The organism is Pseudomonas alvandae (assembly GCF_019141525.1).
GTDB lineage: Bacteria > Pseudomonadota > Gammaproteobacteria > Pseudomonadales > Pseudomonadaceae > Aquipseudomonas > Aquipseudomonas alvandae.
In genome coordinates, this window is sequence record NZ_CP077080.1 from 1071634 (window position 1) to 1090315 (window position 18682).

7 protein-coding genes, 2 tRNA genes and 3 rRNA genes are annotated in these 18682 nt (G+C 57.3%); 11 read left to right on the forward strand and 1 reads right to left on the reverse strand.

Annotation, left to right across the window (positions count from 1 at the left end):
* Positions 1 to 573 precede the first annotated feature (573 nt).
* The 11 genes from KSS97_RS04705 to yfiB all read left to right on the forward strand — a co-directional run bounded on the left by KSS97_RS04705 (position 574) and on the right by yfiB (position 17673).
* Positions 574 to 2110: ribosomal RNA gene (locus KSS97_RS04705) — 16S ribosomal RNA — on the forward strand.
* 123 nt (positions 2111 to 2233) lie between these two features.
* A tRNA-Ile gene (locus tag KSS97_RS04710) sits at positions 2234 to 2310 on the forward strand.
* 10 nt (positions 2311 to 2320) lie between these two features.
* Positions 2321 to 2396: transfer RNA gene (locus KSS97_RS04715), tRNA-Ala, on the forward strand.
* A 242-nt stretch (positions 2397 to 2638) separates the two neighbouring features.
* Positions 2639 to 5530: ribosomal RNA gene (locus KSS97_RS04720) — 23S ribosomal RNA — on the forward strand.
* 156 nt (positions 5531 to 5686) lie between these two features.
* Positions 5687 to 5802: ribosomal RNA gene (rrf, locus tag KSS97_RS04725) — 5S ribosomal RNA — on the forward strand.
* Together the 16S, 23S and 5S rRNA genes with 2 tRNA genes alongside form the textbook arrangement of a ribosomal RNA operon.
* A gap of 155 nt (positions 5803 to 5957) precedes the next feature.
* Positions 5958 to 9410, forward strand: a complete 3453-nt coding sequence (gene recC / locus KSS97_RS04730; protein ID WP_217861205.1) for an exodeoxyribonuclease V subunit gamma — start codon at positions 5958 to 5960, stop codon at positions 9408 to 9410.
* Positions 9407 to 13096: an exodeoxyribonuclease V subunit beta gene (recB, locus tag KSS97_RS04735; protein WP_217861206.1), complete on the forward strand. Its 3690-nt coding sequence runs from the start codon at positions 9407 to 9409 to the stop codon at positions 13094 to 13096. Before recC ends, recB begins: the two co-directional genes overlap by 4 nt.
* A complete protein-coding gene (gene recD / locus KSS97_RS04740; RefSeq protein ID WP_217861207.1) occupies positions 13093 to 15189 on the forward strand; it encodes an exodeoxyribonuclease V subunit alpha in 2097 nt (698 codons plus the stop codon). The genes recB and recD overlap by 4 nt, the downstream gene beginning before the upstream one ends.
* Positions 15190 to 15327: 138 nt before the next feature.
* On the forward strand, positions 15328 to 15900 hold the full coding sequence (gene yfiR / locus KSS97_RS04745) for a regulatory sequestration protein YfiR (RefSeq protein ID WP_030139714.1): 573 nt from the start codon (positions 15328 to 15330) through the stop codon (positions 15898 to 15900).
* Positions 15897 to 17165, forward strand: coding sequence for a diguanylate cyclase DgcN/YfiN (gene dgcN / locus KSS97_RS04750; RefSeq protein WP_030139715.1), 1269 nt, complete (start codon positions 15897 to 15899; stop codon positions 17163 to 17165). The genes yfiR and dgcN overlap by 4 nt, the downstream gene beginning before the upstream one ends.
* A gap of 4 nt (positions 17166 to 17169) precedes the next feature.
* A complete protein-coding gene (gene yfiB / locus KSS97_RS04755; RefSeq protein ID WP_217861208.1) occupies positions 17170 to 17673 on the forward strand; it encodes an outer membrane lipoprotein YfiB in 504 nt (167 codons plus the stop codon).
* On the opposite strand, the gene KSS97_RS04760 is transcribed toward yfiB, so the two are convergent.
* On the reverse strand, positions 17670 to 18617 hold the full coding sequence (locus tag KSS97_RS04760; RefSeq protein WP_030139717.1) for a LysR family transcriptional regulator: 948 nt from the start codon (positions 18615 to 18617) through the stop codon (positions 17670 to 17672). The genes yfiB and KSS97_RS04760 overlap by 4 nt on opposite strands.
* Positions 18618 to 18682: the final 65 nt, after the last annotated feature.

The following is an 18682-nucleotide window of genomic DNA, read 5'->3' on the forward strand; positions in this document are numbered from 1 at the left end:
ATATGACAGAATTATGAAAATAACGGTTGACGGCAGATTCCAGGTGTCTATAATTCGCCCCACTTCCGGCGCAGTCGAAACGGAAAACTCCTTGAGTTTCAATGAGTTAAGTAGGTTTCGATAGGTCAGGCACTTCAGTTCATCGAAGCGTTGAAGGAGTTGATGGAGCGGTGTTGTTTGGCTCTATTGGCGATTCGATCCTCTCGGTCGAAAGCGGTGAAAAAGAGGTGTTGACAGCAGCGAACAACGCTGTAGAATTCGCCTCCCGCTAACGAGAGATCGAAAGCGCAAGTGGTTGAAGTTGTTAAGGATTTCCAAGCGAAACTTTGAAAACTTCTTAAAATAACCGCTTGACAGATACACGGGGCGCTGTAGAATGCGCGCCTCGGTTGAGACGAAAGGCTCAACCCACCGCTCTTTAACAACTGAATCAAGCAATTCGTGTGGGTGCTTGTGGAGTCAGACTGCTAGTCAACAGATTATCAGCATCACAAGTTACTCCGCGAGAAATCAAAGATGTAACCAACGATTGCTGAGCCAAGTTTAGGGTTTTCTCAAAACCCAAAGATGTTTGAACTGAAGAGTTTGATCATGGCTCAGATTGAACGCTGGCGGCAGGCCTAACACATGCAAGTCGAGCGGTAGAGAGGTGCTTGCACCTCTTGAGAGCGGCGGACGGGTGAGTAATGCCTAGGAATCTGCCTGGTAGTGGGGGATAACGCTCGGAAACGGACGCTAATACCGCATACGTCCTACGGGAGAAAGCAGGGGACCTTCGGGCCTTGCGCTATCAGATGAGCCTAGGTCGGATTAGCTAGTTGGTGAGGTAATGGCTCACCAAGGCGACGATCCGTAACTGGTCTGAGAGGATGATCAGTCACACTGGAACTGAGACACGGTCCAGACTCCTACGGGAGGCAGCAGTGGGGAATATTGGACAATGGGCGAAAGCCTGATCCAGCCATGCCGCGTGTGTGAAGAAGGTCTTCGGATTGTAAAGCACTTTAAGTTGGGAGGAAGGGCATTAACCTAATACGTTAGTGTTTTGACGTTACCGACAGAATAAGCACCGGCTAACTCTGTGCCAGCAGCCGCGGTAATACAGAGGGTGCAAGCGTTAATCGGAATTACTGGGCGTAAAGCGCGCGTAGGTGGTTCGTTAAGTTGGATGTGAAATCCCCGGGCTCAACCTGGGAACTGCATTCAAAACTGTCGAGCTAGAGTATGGTAGAGGGTGGTGGAATTTCCTGTGTAGCGGTGAAATGCGTAGATATAGGAAGGAACACCAGTGGCGAAGGCGACCACCTGGACTGATACTGACACTGAGGTGCGAAAGCGTGGGGAGCAAACAGGATTAGATACCCTGGTAGTCCACGCCGTAAACGATGTCAACTAGCCGTTGGGAGCCTTGAGCTCTTAGTGGCGCAGCTAACGCATTAAGTTGACCGCCTGGGGAGTACGGCCGCAAGGTTAAAACTCAAATGAATTGACGGGGGCCCGCACAAGCGGTGGAGCATGTGGTTTAATTCGAAGCAACGCGAAGAACCTTACCAGGCCTTGACATCCAATGAACTTTCCAGAGATGGATTGGTGCCTTCGGGAACATTGAGACAGGTGCTGCATGGCTGTCGTCAGCTCGTGTCGTGAGATGTTGGGTTAAGTCCCGTAACGAGCGCAACCCTTGTCCTTAGTTACCAGCACGTTATGGTGGGCACTCTAAGGAGACTGCCGGTGACAAACCGGAGGAAGGTGGGGATGACGTCAAGTCATCATGGCCCTTACGGCCTGGGCTACACACGTGCTACAATGGTCGGTACAGAGGGTTGCCAAGCCGCGAGGTGGAGCTAATCCCACAAAACCGATCGTAGTCCGGATCGCAGTCTGCAACTCGACTGCGTGAAGTCGGAATCGCTAGTAATCGCGAATCAGAATGTCGCGGTGAATACGTTCCCGGGCCTTGTACACACCGCCCGTCACACCATGGGAGTGGGTTGCACCAGAAGTAGCTAGTCTAACCTTCGGGGGGACGGTTACCACGGTGTGATTCATGACTGGGGTGAAGTCGTAACAAGGTAGCCGTAGGGGAACCTGCGGCTGGATCACCTCCTTAATCGACGACCGCAGCTGCTTCATGAGCTCCCACACGAATTGCTTGATTCATTGAAGAAGACGATAGAAGCAGCTTTAAGCTCCAAGCTGATAGCTCAAAGCTAACAGTTACAAGCTCGAAATTGGGTCTGTAGCTCAGTTGGTTAGAGCGCACCCCTGATAAGGGTGAGGTCGGCAGTTCGAATCTGCCCAGACCCACCAATTTTGTTATGGGGCCATAGCTCAGCTGGGAGAGCGCCTGCCTTGCACGCAGGAGGTCAGCGGTTCGATCCCGCTTGGCTCCACCATAAACTGCTTCTGAAAGCTTAGAAATGAGCATTCCACCGAGACGGTGATGAATGTTGATTTCTAGTCTTTTGATTAGATCGTTCTTTAAAAATTTGGGTATGTGATAGAAAGATAGACTGAACGTTACTTTCACTGGTAACGGATCAGGCTAAGGTAAAATTTGTGAGTTCTCTTAGTTGAGAAATTCGAATTTTCGGCGAATGTCGTCTTCACAGTATAACCAGATTGCTTGGGGTTATATGGTCAAGTGAAGAAGCGCATACGGTGGATGCCTTGGCAGTCAGAGGCGATGAAAGACGTGGTAGCCTGCGAAAAGCTTCGGGGAGTCGGCAAACAGACTTTGATCCGGAGATGTCTGAATGGGGGAACCCAGCCATCATAAGATGGTTATCTTGTACTGAATACATAGGTGCAAGAAGCGAACCAGGGGAACTGAAACATCTAAGTACCCTGAGGAAAAGAAATCAACCGAGATTCCCTTAGTAGTGGCGAGCGAACGGGGACTAGCCCTTAAGCTTCTTTGATTTTAGCGGAACGCTCTGGAAAGTGCGGCCATAGTGGGTGATAGCCCTGTACGCGAAAGGATCTTAGAAGTGAAATCGAGTAGGACGGAGCACGAGAAACTTTGTCTGAATATGGGGGGACCATCCTCCAAGGCTAAATACTACTGACTGACCGATAGTGAACTAGTACCGTGAGGGAAAGGCGAAAAGAACCCCGGAGAGGGGAGTGAAATAGATCCTGAAACCGTATGCGTACAAGCAGTGGGAGCCCACTTTGTTGGGTGACTGCGTACCTTTTGTATAATGGGTCAGCGACTTATTTTCAGTGGCGAGCTTAACCGAATAGGGGAGGCGTAGCGAAAGCGAGTCTTAATAGGGCGTCTAGTCGCTGGGAATAGACCCGAAACCGGGCGATCTATCCATGGGCAGGTTGAAGGTTAGGTAACACTGACTGGAGGACCGAACCGACTACCGTTGAAAAGTTAGCGGATGACCTGTGGATCGGAGTGAAAGGCTAATCAAGCTCGGAGATAGCTGGTTCTCCTCGAAAGCTATTTAGGTAGCGCCTCATGTATCACTGTAGGGGGTAGAGCACTGTTTCGGCTAGGGGGTCATCCCGACTTACCAAACCGATGCAAACTCCGAATACCTACAAGTGCCGAGCATGGGAGACACACGGCGGGTGCTAACGTCCGTCGTGAAAAGGGAAACAACCCAGACCGTCAGCTAAGGTCCCAAAGTTATGGTTAAGTGGGAAACGATGTGGGAAGGCTTAGACAGCTAGGAGGTTGGCTTAGAAGCAGCCACCCTTTAAAGAAAGCGTAATAGCTCACTAGTCGAGTCGGCCTGCGCGGAAGATGTAACGGGGCTCAAACCATACACCGAAGCTACGGGTATCACGCAAGTGATGCGGTAGAGGAGCGTTCTGTAAGCCTGTGAAGGTGAGTTGAGAAGCTTGCTGGAGGTATCAGAAGTGCGAATGCTGACATGAGTAACGACAATGGGTGTGAAAAACACCCACGCCGAAAGACCAAGGTTTCCTGCGCAACGTTAATCGACGCAGGGTTAGTCGGTCCCTAAGGCGAGGCTGAAAAGCGTAGTCGATGGAAAACAGGTTAATATTCCTGTACTTCTGGTTATTGCGATGGAGGGACGGAGAAGGCTAGGCCAGCTTGGCGTTGGTTGTCCAAGTTTAAGGTGGTAGGCTGAAATCTTAGGTAAATCCGGGGTTTCAAGGCCGAGAGCTGATGACGAGTTACCCTTTGGGTGACGAAGTGGTTGATGCCATGCTTCCAAGAAAAGCTTCTAAGCTTCAGGTAACCAGGAACCGTACCCCAAACCGACACAGGTGGTTGGGTAGAGAATACCAAGGCGCTTGAGAGAACTCGGGTGAAGGAACTAGGCAAAATGGCACCGTAACTTCGGGAGAAGGTGCGCCGGTGAGGGTGAAGCACTTGCTGCGTAAGCCCACGCCGGTCGAAGATACCAGGCCGCTGCGACTGTTTATTAAAAACACAGCACTCTGCAAACACGAAAGTGGACGTATAGGGTGTGACGCCTGCCCGGTGCCGGAAGGTTAATTGATGGGGTTAGCTAACGCGAAGCTCTTGATCGAAGCCCCGGTAAACGGCGGCCGTAACTATAACGGTCCTAAGGTAGCGAAATTCCTTGTCGGGTAAGTTCCGACCTGCACGAATGGCGTAACGATGGCGGCGCTGTCTCCACCCGAGACTCAGTGAAATTGAAATCGCTGTGAAGATGCAGTGTATCCGCGGCTAGACGGAAAGACCCCGTGAACCTTTACTATAGCTTTGCACTGGACTTTGAATTTGCTTGTGTAGGATAGGTGGGAGGCTTTGAAGCGTGGACGCCAGTCTGCGTGGAGCCATCCTTGAAATACCACCCTGGCAACTTTGAGGTTCTAACTCAGGTCCGTTATCCGGATCGAGGACAGTGTATGGTGGGTAGTTTGACTGGGGCGGTCTCCTCCTAAAGAGTAACGGAGGAGTACGAAGGTGCGCTCAGACCGGTCGGAAATCGGTCGTAGAGTATAAAGGCAAAAGCGCGCTTGACTGCGAGACAGACACGTCGAGCAGGTACGAAAGTAGGTCTTAGTGATCCGGTGGTTCTGTATGGAAGGGCCATCGCTCAACGGATAAAAGGTACTCCGGGGATAACAGGCTGATACCGCCCAAGAGTTCATATCGACGGCGGTGTTTGGCACCTCGATGTCGGCTCATCACATCCTGGGGCTGAAGCCGGTCCCAAGGGTATGGCTGTTCGCCATTTAAAGTGGTACGCGAGCTGGGTTTAGAACGTCGTGAGACAGTTCGGTCCCTATCTGCCGTGGACGTTTGAGATTTGAGAGGGGCTGCTCCTAGTACGAGAGGACCGGAGTGGACGAACCTCTGGTGTTCCGGTTGTCACGCCAGTGGCATTGCCGGGTAGCTATGTTCGGAAAAGATAACCGCTGAAAGCATCTAAGCGGGAAACTTGCCTCAAGATGAGATCTCACTGGGACCTTGAGTCCCCTGAAGGGCCGTCGAAGACTACGACGTTGATAGGCAGGGTGTGTAAGCGCTGTGAGGCGTTGAGCTAACCTGTACTAATTGCCCGTGAGGCTTGACCATATAACACCCAAGCAATCTGTAGACTCGAAAGAGGCCAGATTGCGGTGTGTGAAGACGAGATGAACCGAAAGTTCGAAACTCACCAAACACCGAAAGCTGTCACATACCCAATTTGCTGAAGCGAGGCCATGAGGCCACGACTCAGTACCCGAATTTCTTGACGACCATAGAGCATTGGAACCACCTGATCCCATCCCGAACTCAGAAGTGAAACGATGCATCGCCGATGGTAGTGTGGGGTTTCCCCATGTGAGAGTAGGTCATCGTCAAGATTAAATTCCGAAACCCCTATCTGCTGACGCAGGTAGGGGTTTTGTTTTGCCTGCAAGAAAGTTCTTACGACAAGCGCAGACAGCTCCCGGCTGTCACAGCCCCCCGACAATGCTAAGGTTCTGCCCTAGCTTTTGCATTTTCAAGGATGCCTTTCATGCCGGACGCAACGTCCCTTAGCCCAGCGTTCATGGTGGTTCACGGGAATCGCCTTGATGAATTGCGCAGCCTGGTGATCAGCCTGATGCGGCGTTATCCGCTGGCCCCTCTTGAAAATGAAATCGCGCTGGTACAGAGCAACGGTATTGCCCAATGGCTTAAACTCGCGCTGGCTGAGCACCCGGAAGACGACGATACCGGCGGTTGCGGCATTGCGGCAGCCATCGACGTGCAGTTGCCAGGTAGCTTCATGTGGCAGCTCTATCGAATGGTGCTCGGGCGTGACGAAATCCCTGCCAAATCCCTCTTGGACAAGGCTCCGCTCACATGGAGGCTGATGCGTCTCCTGCCGCAGCTGATTGAACAGCCACATTTCGAACCCCTGCGACGTTTTCTCACTCATGACGCTGACTTGCGCAAGCGCTACCAACTGTCTGAGCGTCTGGCTGACCTGTTTGACCAGTATCAGGTCTACCGTGCCGACTGGCTCGAGGACTGGGCACAGGGACGACACCAGACGAGGAATGTCCGCGGTGACACCAAGCCGCTCGCGGCGGCCAATTGCTGGCAAGCGGAACTGTGGCGAGCCCTGTTGCTGGATGTAGGTGAGAAGGGCATGGCCCAAAGTCGTGCCGGTGTTCATCAGCGCTATCTGGAGTGCATCAACAGCCTGGAAGCCGCTCCACAAGGCCTGCCTGCGCGAGTAATTGTCTTTGGCATATCGTCATTGCCCGCTCAAGTCCTCGAGGCGCTTGCCGGGCTCTCACGGTTTAGCCAGGTTTTGCTGTGTGTCCACAATCCATGCCGACATCATTGGGCAGATATCGTGGCCGACAAGGACTTGCTTCGCCACCAATACAAACGGCAAGCACGTAAGCGCGGCATGCCTGAAGTCCTCGACTCGCAGACGTTGCACCAGCATGCTCATCCTTTATTGGCGGCCTGGGGAAAACAGGGGCGCGACTATATCAATCTGCTCGACAGTTACGATGATCCCGCGACCTATCGCTCGGTATTCCGTGAAGGGCGAATCGATCTGTTCAGCGACGGCCAACCTGCCACCCTCCTCAGCCAGTTGCAGAATGACATTCTTGAGTTGCGTCCCTTGGACGAAACTCGAGAGCAATGGCCAGAGGTCGATTTCCAGCAAGATGAGTCCATCCGCTTCCATATCGCCCATAGCGCACAACGCGAAGTCGAAATCCTCCATGATCAGCTCCTTGCTCAGTTCAGCAAGGATCCGACCTTGCGTCCCCGCGACATTATTGTCATGGTCCCGGATATCGACAGTTATGCGCCGCATATTCGTGCGGTGTTCGGTCAACTTGATAAATTCGACAGTCGTTTCATTCCATTCACCCTGACCGATCAAGGCCAGCGTGGACGTGACCCTCTTCTGATCGCAGTCGAACATTTGCTCAAACTTCCTGATAGTCGTTTTCCGGTCAGCGAAATCCTCGATTTGCTGGACGTCCCGGCGTTGCGCGAGCGGTTTGGCATTGGCGAGTCCGATTTGCCAACGCTGCACCGTTGGATCGAGGGGGCCGGCATCCGTTGGGGAATGAGTGCCGAACATCGTGCCGGGCTGGGTTTGCCCGCAGAGCTTGAACAGAACAGCTGGCGTTTCGGCCTGCGTCGCATGTTATTAGGATATGCGGTCGGCAATTCGCAGGCTTACGAAGGCATCGAGCCGTATGACGAAATCGGTGGTCTCGATGCGGCGTTGATCGGTCCTTTGGTGGCGTTGCTGGATGCCTTGGAAGTCGCTCATCAGGAGCTCAGCCAGCCAGCATCGCCTCAGGATTGGGGCGCGCGCCTGCATAACCTGATGCAGCTGTTCTTCTTGGCGAGCAATGAACACGACGATTATCTACTGACCCAGCTCGAAGACCTGCGTGAATCCTGGCTGGAAACCTGCGAGTCAGTTGCCCTGCACGATGAACTGCCATTGACGGTCGTAAGGGAGGCCTGGCTGGCCGGGTTGGACCAAGGGCGATTGTCCCAGCGCTTCCTGGCTGGGGCGGTCAACTTTTGTACCTTGATGCCGATGCGAGCAATTCCTTTCAAACTGGTCTGTTTGCTGGGAATGAATGACGGTGATTACCCTCGCGCCCAACCGCCCTTGGACTTCGACCTGATGGGCAGCGATTATCGGCCTGGCGATCGCTCCCGGCGCGAGGATGATCGGTACTTGATGCTGGAGGCGCTTCTTTCCGCACGGGAAAAACTCTACATCAGTTGGGTGGGACGCAGCATTCGTGACAATAGCGAGCGACCGCCCTCCGTTCTCGTTGGCCAGCTACGCGATCATCTTGCCAGTGGCTGGCGGTTGGCAGATGGCAAGGGAAGCCTTCTTGGCGCGCTCACCCAGGAGCATCCTCTTCAACCGTTCAGTGCCCGCTATTTTTACCAGGGCGATCAGCTATTCAGTTATGCCACCGAATGGCGAGTGCTTCATGACGCCCAGGATCACACTCAGATGCCTCAGCGATTGGCTCCCTATGTTCAGGAAGAACCCTTGGGACTTGGTCAGTTGCAGGATTTCCTGCGCAATCCTGTCCGTCATTTTTTCAGCCAGCGACTCAAAGTGTTTTTCGAGACCATCGAAGCTCCCCTGGCCGATGATGAGCCTTTCGTGCTCGATGCGTTGCAGCGTTACAGCTTGAGCGACAGCCTGCTCGAAGCCGCTCTCATTCGTCTCGATCAACCGGACCTTGCATTGCAGGCGCATGCCAAACGGCTTCAGAACAGCGGGTTGTTACCCATGGCTGGTTTTGGTGAAAGCCTGCAGCGTGAGTTGATCGAGCCATTGCCAGACCTGCTTCAACGTTACCAACAACTTCTGGCGCTGTGGCCGACTCCATTGGCGAGCGCCGTACCCATCAGTCTGCAATTGGCAGAAGTCAGTGTCGAAGGTTGGCTCAGTGGTCTGCACCAGCGATCTGATGGTGCGGTCTTGGCGATTACCGCCATCCCCAACAGCATCGGTTCCACCAAGACTCGAAAATGGCATCGCCTGATACGGCCTTGGGTGAACCATCTAGTCGCCTGCGCCAGCGGTCTTTCGATGACGACTGCATTGGTTGCCAGTGATGACAGCTTGCTGTTGGCGCCTTTTGAGGAAGCCGTTTCGCGAAGACTGCTCGGTGATCTGTTGCAAGCCTGGCAGACAGGCATGCGCGAGCCGCTGCCGATCGCGGTGAAGACTGCCTTTGCCTGGCTCGCTCAGAGCGACCCCGGAAAGGCCGAAGCGGCGGCTCGAAAAGCCTATGACGGCGACGGTCTGAATTTCGAAGGCGAGCGGCGGGAAAGCCCGGCCCTGGCCCGACAGTTCGCTGACTTTGACGCGCTCGTTGCAGACGAAACGTTTCCCGACTGGTGCGATGCGCTCTATCGACCGTTATTCGAAGCGCCCTGGCGTTCACTGGTCGAAGAGGACGCGCGTTCATGAGTCGGCAAACTCCGTTGGCCCTGGCCTTCCCGTTGCGTGGCAGTCAGTTGATCGAGGCCAGCGCCGGTACGGGCAAGACTTTCACCATATCTGCTTTGTACTTGCGCCTGGTATTGGGGCACGGCGGATCGGCGGCTGGATTCGGTCGCGAACTGCTTCCCCCGCAGATCCTGGTGGTGACCTTTACTGACGCCGCAACCAAGGAGTTGCGTGATCGTATCCGTACGCGCCTGGCAGAGGCGGCGCGTTTTTTTCGCGACGAAATTCCTGCACCGGACTCGTTGGTAACAGCGTTGCGTGATGAGTTTGACGAAGGGCAATGGCCTGCCTGTGCCAACCGGCTCGACATTGCCGCGCAATGGATGGATGAGGCAGCCGTTTCGACTATCCATGGTTGGTGCCAGCGCATGTTGCGCGAGCATGCTTTTGACAGTGGCAGCTTGTTTACCCAGACCCTGGAAACCGATCACAGCGAGCTGCTCGGCGAGGTGCTGCGCGACTACTGGCGGCTGTTCTGCTACTCGATGCAAGGCGAGGCGTTGGATTGGGTACGTACCCACTGGGGTGGACCTGCGGCGTTGTTGCCACGAGTGAAAGGCCTGTTTTCCAACGGACGCGGCAATGATGATGGGCTTGAGCCCGCCGAGCTTATCGCCGCAGCCCTGCAGGAGCGCAGCGCTGCCTTGCTTGATCTCAAGGCGCCGTGGCGTCAATGGGCGGTGGAATTGCTGGAGATATGCCAGCAAGGCGTGGCGAGTAAAAGCGTCGATGGGCGCAAGATGCAAGCCCGTTATTTTGAGCCGTGGTTCCAGAAGATCACGGCCTGGGTAGAGGATGAAAGCGTTGAGCTTTTGGACATCGGCACGGGATTCACGCGGTTGACACCAGAGGGGATGGCCGAAGCCTGGAAGGGAGAGGTGCCAAATCACCCCGGCCTGGACGCGATGTCAGGGCTCAAGGCGAGCCTGGACGCATTGCCGACACCCGATGCCGCCGTGTTGCAGCATGCCGCGCAATGGGTAGGGGAGCGCTTCGAGGCGGAAAAGCGTCGCCGAGCGGAAATGGGCTTCGACGATATGTTGTTGCGTCTCGACGCGGCTCTACAGGCTGAAGGCGGGGAACGTCTGGCGAGCGTGATTCGTGAGCAGTTTCCGGTCGCTCTGATCGATGAGTTCCAGGACACCGACCCGGTCCAGTACCGGATCTTCGAAAGTATCTATCGCATCAAGGACAACGATCCCGAAACAGGACTGTTCCTGATCGGCGACCCGAAACAGGCCATTTATGCTTTCCGGGGGGCTGACATCTATACCTACCTGCGCGCCCGGGAAGCCACTGCTGGCAGGCTGCATACGCTGGGAACGAACTTTCGTTCCAGCCATGCCATGGTCGGCGCCGTGAACCATATTTTTCAGAACGCGGAAACCCGTCCAAAAGGGCGCGGGGCTTTCCTGTTCCGTGAGCCATCGGGTGAGAATCCGGTGCCGTTCCTGGCAGTGGGATCCCAAGGACGAAAGGAGTCCTTGCTGATCGCAGGACAAACCGTCCCCGCAATGAATATCTGGCACCTGGCCTCGGACCAACCGCTCTCTGGCGCGACGTATCGGCAACACATGGCCGCTGCCTGCGCCAGCGAGATCACTGCGCTGCTCAACGGCGGCCAGTCGGGGCGTGATGGGTTTGTCAGTGACGGGGATACCTTGCGTGGGCTGCTACCGGCGGACATCGCCATTCTGGTTCGAGATGGCAAGGAAGCGCAGGCCGTGCGCGGCGAATTGTCTGCACGAGGCGTACGAAGCGTCTACCTGTCCGACAAGGATTCGGTGTTTGCCGCGCAAGAAGCGCGGGACTTGCTGACCTGGCTGAAGGCGTGCGCCGAGCCGGATGCCGAACGTCCATTGCGAGCGGCGCTGGCCAGCATCACATTGGACTTGCCGATTACGGAGCTGGAGCGACTTAATCAGGATGAGCTGGCATGGGAAAGTCGCGTCATGCAGTTTCGTGGTTATCGGCTGGTCTGGCGTACCCAGGGTGTGCTGCCGATGTTGCGACGCCTGCTGCACGATTTCAAATTGCCCCAGGCCTTGATGACGCGTGGCGACGGGGAGCGGGTGCTGACCAATTTGCTCCATCTGTGCGAACTGTTGCAGCAGGCTGCCGTCGAGCTGGATGGCGAGCAGGCGCTGATTCGATACCTGTCCGAGCATCTGGCGTTGACCGGGCAGGCCGGCGAAGAACAGATCCTTCGCCTGGAAAGCGATGAGCAGTTGGTCAAAGTGGTGACGATCCACAAATCCAAGGGGCTCGAATATCCGTTGGTCTTCCTGCCGTTCATTTGCTCGACGAAACCGGTGGACGGCAGCCGATTGCCTTTGCATTACCACGACGAAGCCGGCCAGGCGCAAATCAGTCTCACGCCGACCCCCGTATTGATCGCCAAGGCCGATGACGAACGCTTGGCCGAAGACCTGCGCCTCCTGTATGTGGCGCTGACTCGCGCCCAACACGCCTGTTGGCTGGGTGTCGCCGATCTCAAGCGTGGCAGCAACAGCCGCTCCATCCTGCACCTGTCGGCGCTGGGTTATCTGCTGGGCGGCGGCGCACCGTTGACGGAGTCGGTGGCGTTGCGGCAATGGCTGGAAGATTTGCAACAAGGCAGCCAAGCGGTGAACTGCCAGGATATGCCCCAGGCCAACGACGAACACTACCTGCCAGCCCAAAACGAAGCGGTGTTGCGCGCACCTTTGTTGCCGGTACGCAAAGCCAGCGAGAACTGGTGGATCGCTTCCTACAGCGCATTGCGCCTGGGCGAAACGCTTAGCGCGGGGGGAGACACCGCACCGGAAAACCCACAGGCGCAGAAACAGTTCGATGATGAGCGTCTTGACCCGGATGCCCCCAGGGAAGTGGTTGCTGTCGGCGGCGACATCCATCGCTTTCCACGTGGTCCGAACCCGGGCACGTTCCTGCACGGTCTTCTGGAGTGGTCGGCCAGGGAAGGATTTACCACCACGCCAGCGGTAATCGAGGATGCTATTGCCCGACGTTGCAACCGCCGAGGCTGGAAAGGCTGGATCACCACGCTTGGCGACTGGTTGCAGCACCTGATCACAACGCCTTTGCATATCGGTGGCGGCCAGGCTCCGGTGTTGTTGACGCAGCTGACTCGCTTCCAGGTCGAAATGGAGTTCTGGTTCGCCAGCCACAAAGTCGATGTGCTCAAGCTTGACGAACTTGTCTGCCGATTCACCCATGGCGGCGTGGCTCGCATCGCCGCGGAGCCGGTGTTGCTCAACGGCATGTTCAAGGGTTTCATCGACTTGACCTTCGAACATGACGGTCGGTACTACGTGGCTGATTACAAGTCCAACTGGCTGGGGGCTGATGACACGGCCTACACCGTGCAGGCGATGGAGCAATCGATCCTGGATAATCGCTACGACTTGCAATACGTCCTGTACCTGTTGGCGCTGCATCGCCAGCTCAAGGCACGCTTGCCCGATTATGACTACGACCGGCATGTCGGCGGAGCGTTGTATATATTCTTGCGTGGCACGCGCGCAGCCAGCCAGGGCGTGTATTTCACCAAGCCCCCGCGAGCCTTGATCGAACAACTCGATCGCCTGTTCCGAGGGGCGCCCGAACCCAAGGCCGAACCGGCGTGGGTACAGGGAGAACTGTTATGAGTCGTTCCTTTGCCGACCTGCTCCCCAGACCGTCCGAAGACGAGAGCCTGGCCAACCTTGCGCCGCTGAGTGAGGCGAGTGATCTGTTGCTGCTGCTCACGCGCTGGGTGGAGCGCGGCTGGCTTCGAGCCCTGGACAAGGCGTTTGTCGCGTTCCTCCATGAGCTGGAGCCCAACGACGATCCGCTGGTACTGCTCGCCGCGGCACTGACCAGTCACCAACTGGGTCATGGGCACGTCTGCCTGGATCTGTTCGAGACACTCAGCGAGCCGGACTTCGCACTGTCGCTCCCTCCCGAGGGCGACGTTCAGACAGGCGCAACGCTGTTGCCGTCCCAGATACTGCAAGCTCTGGACCCCGCCCATTGGTGCAAGGTCCTGGCATCCAGTCGCCTGGTCGCCTTGGCGGTCGACATGACTGAAGAGGCGCAGCAGCGGCCGTTGGTGCTGTCGGGCAAACGCCTCTATCTGCGCCGTTACTGGGCCTATGAACGGCGGATCGATGAAGCATTGCGTCAACGGCTGGCCGGTCATGGCGCAGCGCCCGATGACCTGCGCGAGCGCCTTGCGGGATTGTTCGGAGCGGCCAGTCTCACAGGTCCGATCGATTGGCAGAAGCTGGCCTGCGCGCTGGCGACCCGGAGCGCTTTCAGCATCGTGACGGGCGGCCCGGGCACAGGGAAGACCACCACGGTCGTGCGTCTGCTTGCCTTGTTGCAGGCGCCGGCTGTCGAGGCTGGGAAACCGCTGCGTATTCGCCTGGCCGCGCCCACTGGCAAGGCAGCGGCGCGCTTGACCGAGTCCATCAGCCAGCAGGTCCGGACGCTGGATGTGTCCGATGGCGTGCGCGAGCGCATTCCCTGCGACGTCACCACCGTCCATCGACTGCTGGGCAGCCGCCCTGGTACTCGGCATTTTCGCCATCATCGGGGCAATCGCTTGCCACTGGATGTGCTGGTGGTTGATGAAGCGTCAATGATCGACCTGGAAATGATGGCGAATTTGCTGGATGCACTGCCGCCTCATGCGCGCCTGGTGCTGCTGGGTGACAAGGACCAGTTGGCGTCGGTCGAGGCGGGTGCGGTTCTGGGGGATCTATGTCGGGATGCCGAGGAAGGCTGGTATAGCCCGCAGACCCTGGCCTGGCTCGAGTCCGTCAGCGGCGAGAACCTGGCGGCCAGCGACCTGAAGCAGGACCTCGATGGCGCTCATCCCCTGGCCCAGCAAGTGGTCATGCTCAGGCATTCCCGGCGCTTTGGCGAAGGCAGCGGCATTGGGCAATTGGCCCGCAGCGTGAATCGGCAACAGCCGGAGAAAGCCCGTCAGGTGCTGCAGGGCGGTCAATATGCGGACCTGTTTTTCCTTGGGCTCAAAGGCGAGCATGACGGAGTGCTGGAGCGTTTTCTGCTCGACGGCCGAGTAGATGGCCCGCAAGGGTATCGGCATTACCTGAATCTGCTGCGGCAACGGCGCCCGGACATTTCTCGTCCGTTGGAAGACAGTTGCTGGACGGAGTGGGCCAGGGATGTCCTGGCGGCATTCGACGAGTTCCAGTTGCTTTGTGCCGTGCGCAAAGGCCCGTGGGGTGTCGAGGGGTTGAATCAGCGGATCACGGCTGCGTTGCTCAAGGCTCGTTTGATCGACAGCGATCATCTCTGGTACGAGGGGCGTCCGGTACTGATGACTCGCAACGACTACGGGCTCGGGTTGATGAATGGCGATATCGGCATCGCCCTAAAGCTGCCTGAGCGTGACGGGCCTGATGCGGGCAGACAGGTGTTGAGAGTTGCCTTCCCCCGTAACGATGGCCAAGGTGGCGTGCGTTTTGTCCTGCCCAGTCGCCTGAATGATGTGGAAACCGTGTACGCCATGACGGTGCACAAGTCCCAAGGCTCGGAGTTCGCCCATACGGCGCTCATCCTTCCCGATGTGTTGAACCCCGTGTTGACCAAGGAACTGGTATACACGGCGGTTACCCGGGGCAAGCACTGGTTCAGTCTCATAGAGCCGAGAGCCGGGGTATTCGAGGAGGCCGTCCGCCGCAAGGTCAAGCGCCTGAGTGGGTTGATGTTGGAATGGGAACAAGGTGGCTGATTGCCTAACTTTCACCTTTAATGCTTCGATCGCGGTTCTGCCTGTTTTTTGTCGGAAATCGCCGTAGGGCACTGTCTCGCTGGCTTTTTGACACTGTGTTATCGTTTCGGCTCTTATCTTAATCAGAGATCATCCAGGATGGTGGCAGTTCGGGGGGCAGCGTGCAGCGAGAACTGGAAGCCTCATGTGCTTGCCGGCTTCCTATGGATGCTGTCATTCGCGGTGGTCGCTCAAGAGCAGGCAACCCCCGACCGCGCCGACCAGCGAGCCGAAGCGGTCACACAGGTCGTGCTGGGCATCCTCAGCTATGCCCGTTGGCCTGTGGAGCCGACACAATTGCAGCTCTGTATCGTCGGTCCGACTCAATATACCGATGTGCTTGTCAAAGGTACGACCCAGGCCACGGGCCGACCGGTATCCGTGCAGCGGGTGCTGGCAGATCATCCTGGCATCGCCGACGACTGCAACGCTGTCTACATCGGCAGGCTGACCAATGAGGAACGCTCGCGCCTGTTCACGTCATTGATTGGCAAGCCTGTGTTGAGCATCAGCGAGGGGGGCGATCAATGTACCGTGGGCAGTCTGTTCTGCCTGCGGGTCGGCGATGAACAGGTCTCGTTCGAGGTCAACCTTGATTCGGTTGCGCGCAGTGGCGTGCGAATTCATCCGAGCGTTCTCCAGCTTTCACGTCGCAGGCCGGCCGCCCCATGAGTTCCCCAAAGCCACGAGTTCGGCCCACGTTGGGCTCGGTTATCGGTCGCGGCCATCTGATCGTCGCACTGGTGGCGATCTCCATGGCCAGCATTTCGCTGACGCTGCTCGGCGTGCTCGCGTTGCGGGTCTATGCCGATCACAACCTGCATTTGATCGCCCGTTCAATCAATTACACCGTGGAGGCCGCCGTGGTGTTTGATGACGCGGCCGCCGCCACGGAAGCGCTGGCGCTGATTGCCGCCACCGAAGAAGTAGCCGATGCGCAGATATTCAATGAGCACGGTCGCCTTCTGGCTCACTGGCAGCGACCCGACACCGGCCTCTTGTCGGGTCTGGAATTGCATATCGCGAAGGCATTCCTGGAAAAACCGATCAGCCTTCCCATCGTCCACCAAGGACAGAACATCGGCAGAATCTTGCTGGCCGGACATGGCGGAAGCCTGTTGCGATTTTTGCTCAGCGGCCTCGCGGGCATTGTTTTATGTACGGCGATAAGCGCCTGGGTCGCACTGTATCTGGCGAGGCGCCAGTTGCGGTCGATTACCGGGCCACTGCGCAGCCTGGCTGAAGTGGCTCACGCCGCGCGCTGCGAGCGCGCTCTGGATCGTCGCGTGCCGCCGGCCGACATCGCTGAACTGGACAACCTGGGCAACGACTTCAACGCCTTGCTTGCCGAACTGGAATCCTGGCAGACCCATCTGCAAAGTGAAAACGAAACCTTGGCTCACCAGGCCAGCCACGACAGCCTGACCGGATTGCCTAACCGGGCATTTTTCGAAGGTCGATTGATCCGCGCGTTGCGCAATGCCAGCAAGCTCGACGAGCAGGTGGCCGTCCTGTATCTGGACAGCGACCGCTTCAAGGGCATCAATGACAACTTCGGTCACGCTGCCGGCGACGCGGTGCTGACTGCCGTGGCGACCCGGGTCCGCGCGCAGTTGCGAGAGAATGACCTGGTCGCGCGCCTGGGGGGCGATGAGTTTGCCGTGCTGCTGACGCCCCTGCACAAGGTCGAGGATGCCGAGCGGATCGCTGAGAAAATCATTGCCAGCATGGACATGCCGATTCAGTTGCCCGGCAATGCCTCGGTCTTGACGTCCCTCAGTGTCGGTATCGCGGTTTTTCCCGAACATGGTGCCACGCCCGGCGCCTTGCTGAGTGCCGCCGATGCTGCGATGTACCAGGCCAAGCGCCTCGCCCGAGGCGGCCAACACACGGCAGGGTCGGAGCACCCGGTCGCGGATCTTCAAACCAGGAGCTGATTGCATGCGTTCAAATGCTCGTTTCCCCCTGCTGCGATTCGCAGCATTTTTATTGATCGCCGTTTTTACCCTCGCCGGGTGCCAGACCACACCGCCGAAAGGCCTGACCCCAGCGCAGATCGCCGTCCTCAAGGAGCAGGGTTTCAAGTTGACGGAGGAGGGCTGGGCCTTCGGTCTCTCCGGCAAAGTGCTGTTTGGCAGCGATGTGGAAAGCCTCAATCCTGCCAGTACCGAAATTGTCGAGCGGATCGGCAAGGCCCTGCTGGGCGTAGGTATCGAGCGAGTACGTGTCGACGGTCATACCGACGCATCGGGCTCCCAAGCCTATAACGAACAACTGTCGGTACGCCGGGCCAACAGCGTTGGCAAGGTCTTGACAGGCGTGGGCATGCGAGAAGAAAACGTCCAGCTGCGCGGCCTGGGCAGCAGCCAACCCGTCGCATCCAACGACACGGCCAGCGGCCGCACCGAAAACCGCCGCGTCGCCATCGTGGTCATTGCCGACTAATCGGCAAACACCATCTCCCGGCTGTCGCCCATCAGCAACAGCCGGTTCTGTTCAGTCACCTCGCGAATGTAATCCCACAACAAGGTGATCCGCTTGAGCTTGCGCAGGTCCTCCCGGCAGTACATCCAGAACTGCCGGGTAACCGTGATTTCCTCCGGCAGCACCGGCAACAGGCGTGGGTCCTGGGCCGCCAGGAAGCACGGCAGGATCGCCAGCGACCGCCCCTGTTGGGCCGCGACAAATTGCGCGATCACGCTGGTGCTGCGCAGGTGAGCATGCGCGCCGGGCAGGACGTTGGCGAGGTAGAGCAGCTCGGAACTGAATGCCAGGTCGTCCACATAGCTGATGAACGAGTGCTTGCCCAAGTCCGCCGGACGGTGGATGGGCGGGTGGTTGTCCAGGTATTGCTGGGTGGCGTAGAGCTGCAGGCGGTAGTCGCACAGCTTGCAGCATACGTATGGGCCGTGTTCTGGGCGTTCGAGGGCGATGACGATGTCGGCTTCGCGCTTGGAGAGGCTGATGAAATGGGGCAGCGGCAGAATGTCCACGGAAATGGCCGGGTAGGCATCGACGAAGTGGCTCAGTTGCGGCGTGATGAAAAAACTGCCGAAGCCTTCTGTGCAGCCCATGCGCACATGGCCCGACAGCGCGACGCCGGAGCCTGAGACCTGTTCGCAAGCCATGTGCAGCGTGCTTTCGATCGATTCGGCGTAGCCCAGCAATCGTTGGCCTTCAGCCGTCAGGACAAAACCGTTGGTCCGGGATTTCTCGAACAGCAGCGTACCCAGTGAAGCTTCCAGCGAGCTGATGCGTCGCGACACCGTGGTGTAATCGACCGCCAGGCGCTTGGCGGCCGTGCTGGCCTTGCGGGTACGGGCCACTTCGAGGAAAAACTTGAGGTCATCCCAATTCAGCGACCCCAGGGAGGTGATGTTTTTTTGCATGATGGACCGGACTTTATGTGCGTTCTTATTAGAAGTTTGCACATCTATACTCCAAAAACCGTCTT

Excerpts from the sequence above, each read along its gene's own strand:
- recD (WP_217861207.1), top strand. The coding sequence starts at position 13,093 with ATGAGTCGTTCCTTTGCCGACCTGCTCCCCAGACCGTCCGAAGACGAG.
- yfiR (WP_030139714.1), top strand. The coding sequence starts at position 15,328 with ATGGTGGCAGTTCGGGGGGCAGCGTGCAGCGAGAACTGGAAGCCTCAT.
- yfiB (WP_217861208.1), top strand. The coding sequence starts at position 17,170 with ATGCGTTCAAATGCTCGTTTCCCCCTGCTGCGATTCGCAGCATTTTTA.
- dgcN (WP_030139715.1), top strand. The coding sequence starts at position 15,897 with ATGAGTTCCCCAAAGCCACGAGTTCGGCCCACGTTGGGCTCGGTTATC.
- KSS97_RS04760 (WP_030139717.1), bottom strand. The coding sequence starts at position 18,617 with ATGCAAAAAAACATCACCTCCCTGGGGTCGCTGAATTGGGATGACCTC.
- recC (WP_217861205.1), top strand. The coding sequence starts at position 5,958 with ATGCCGGACGCAACGTCCCTTAGCCCAGCGTTCATGGTGGTTCACGGG.
- recB (WP_217861206.1), top strand. The coding sequence starts at position 9,407 with ATGAGTCGGCAAACTCCGTTGGCCCTGGCCTTCCCGTTGCGTGGCAGT.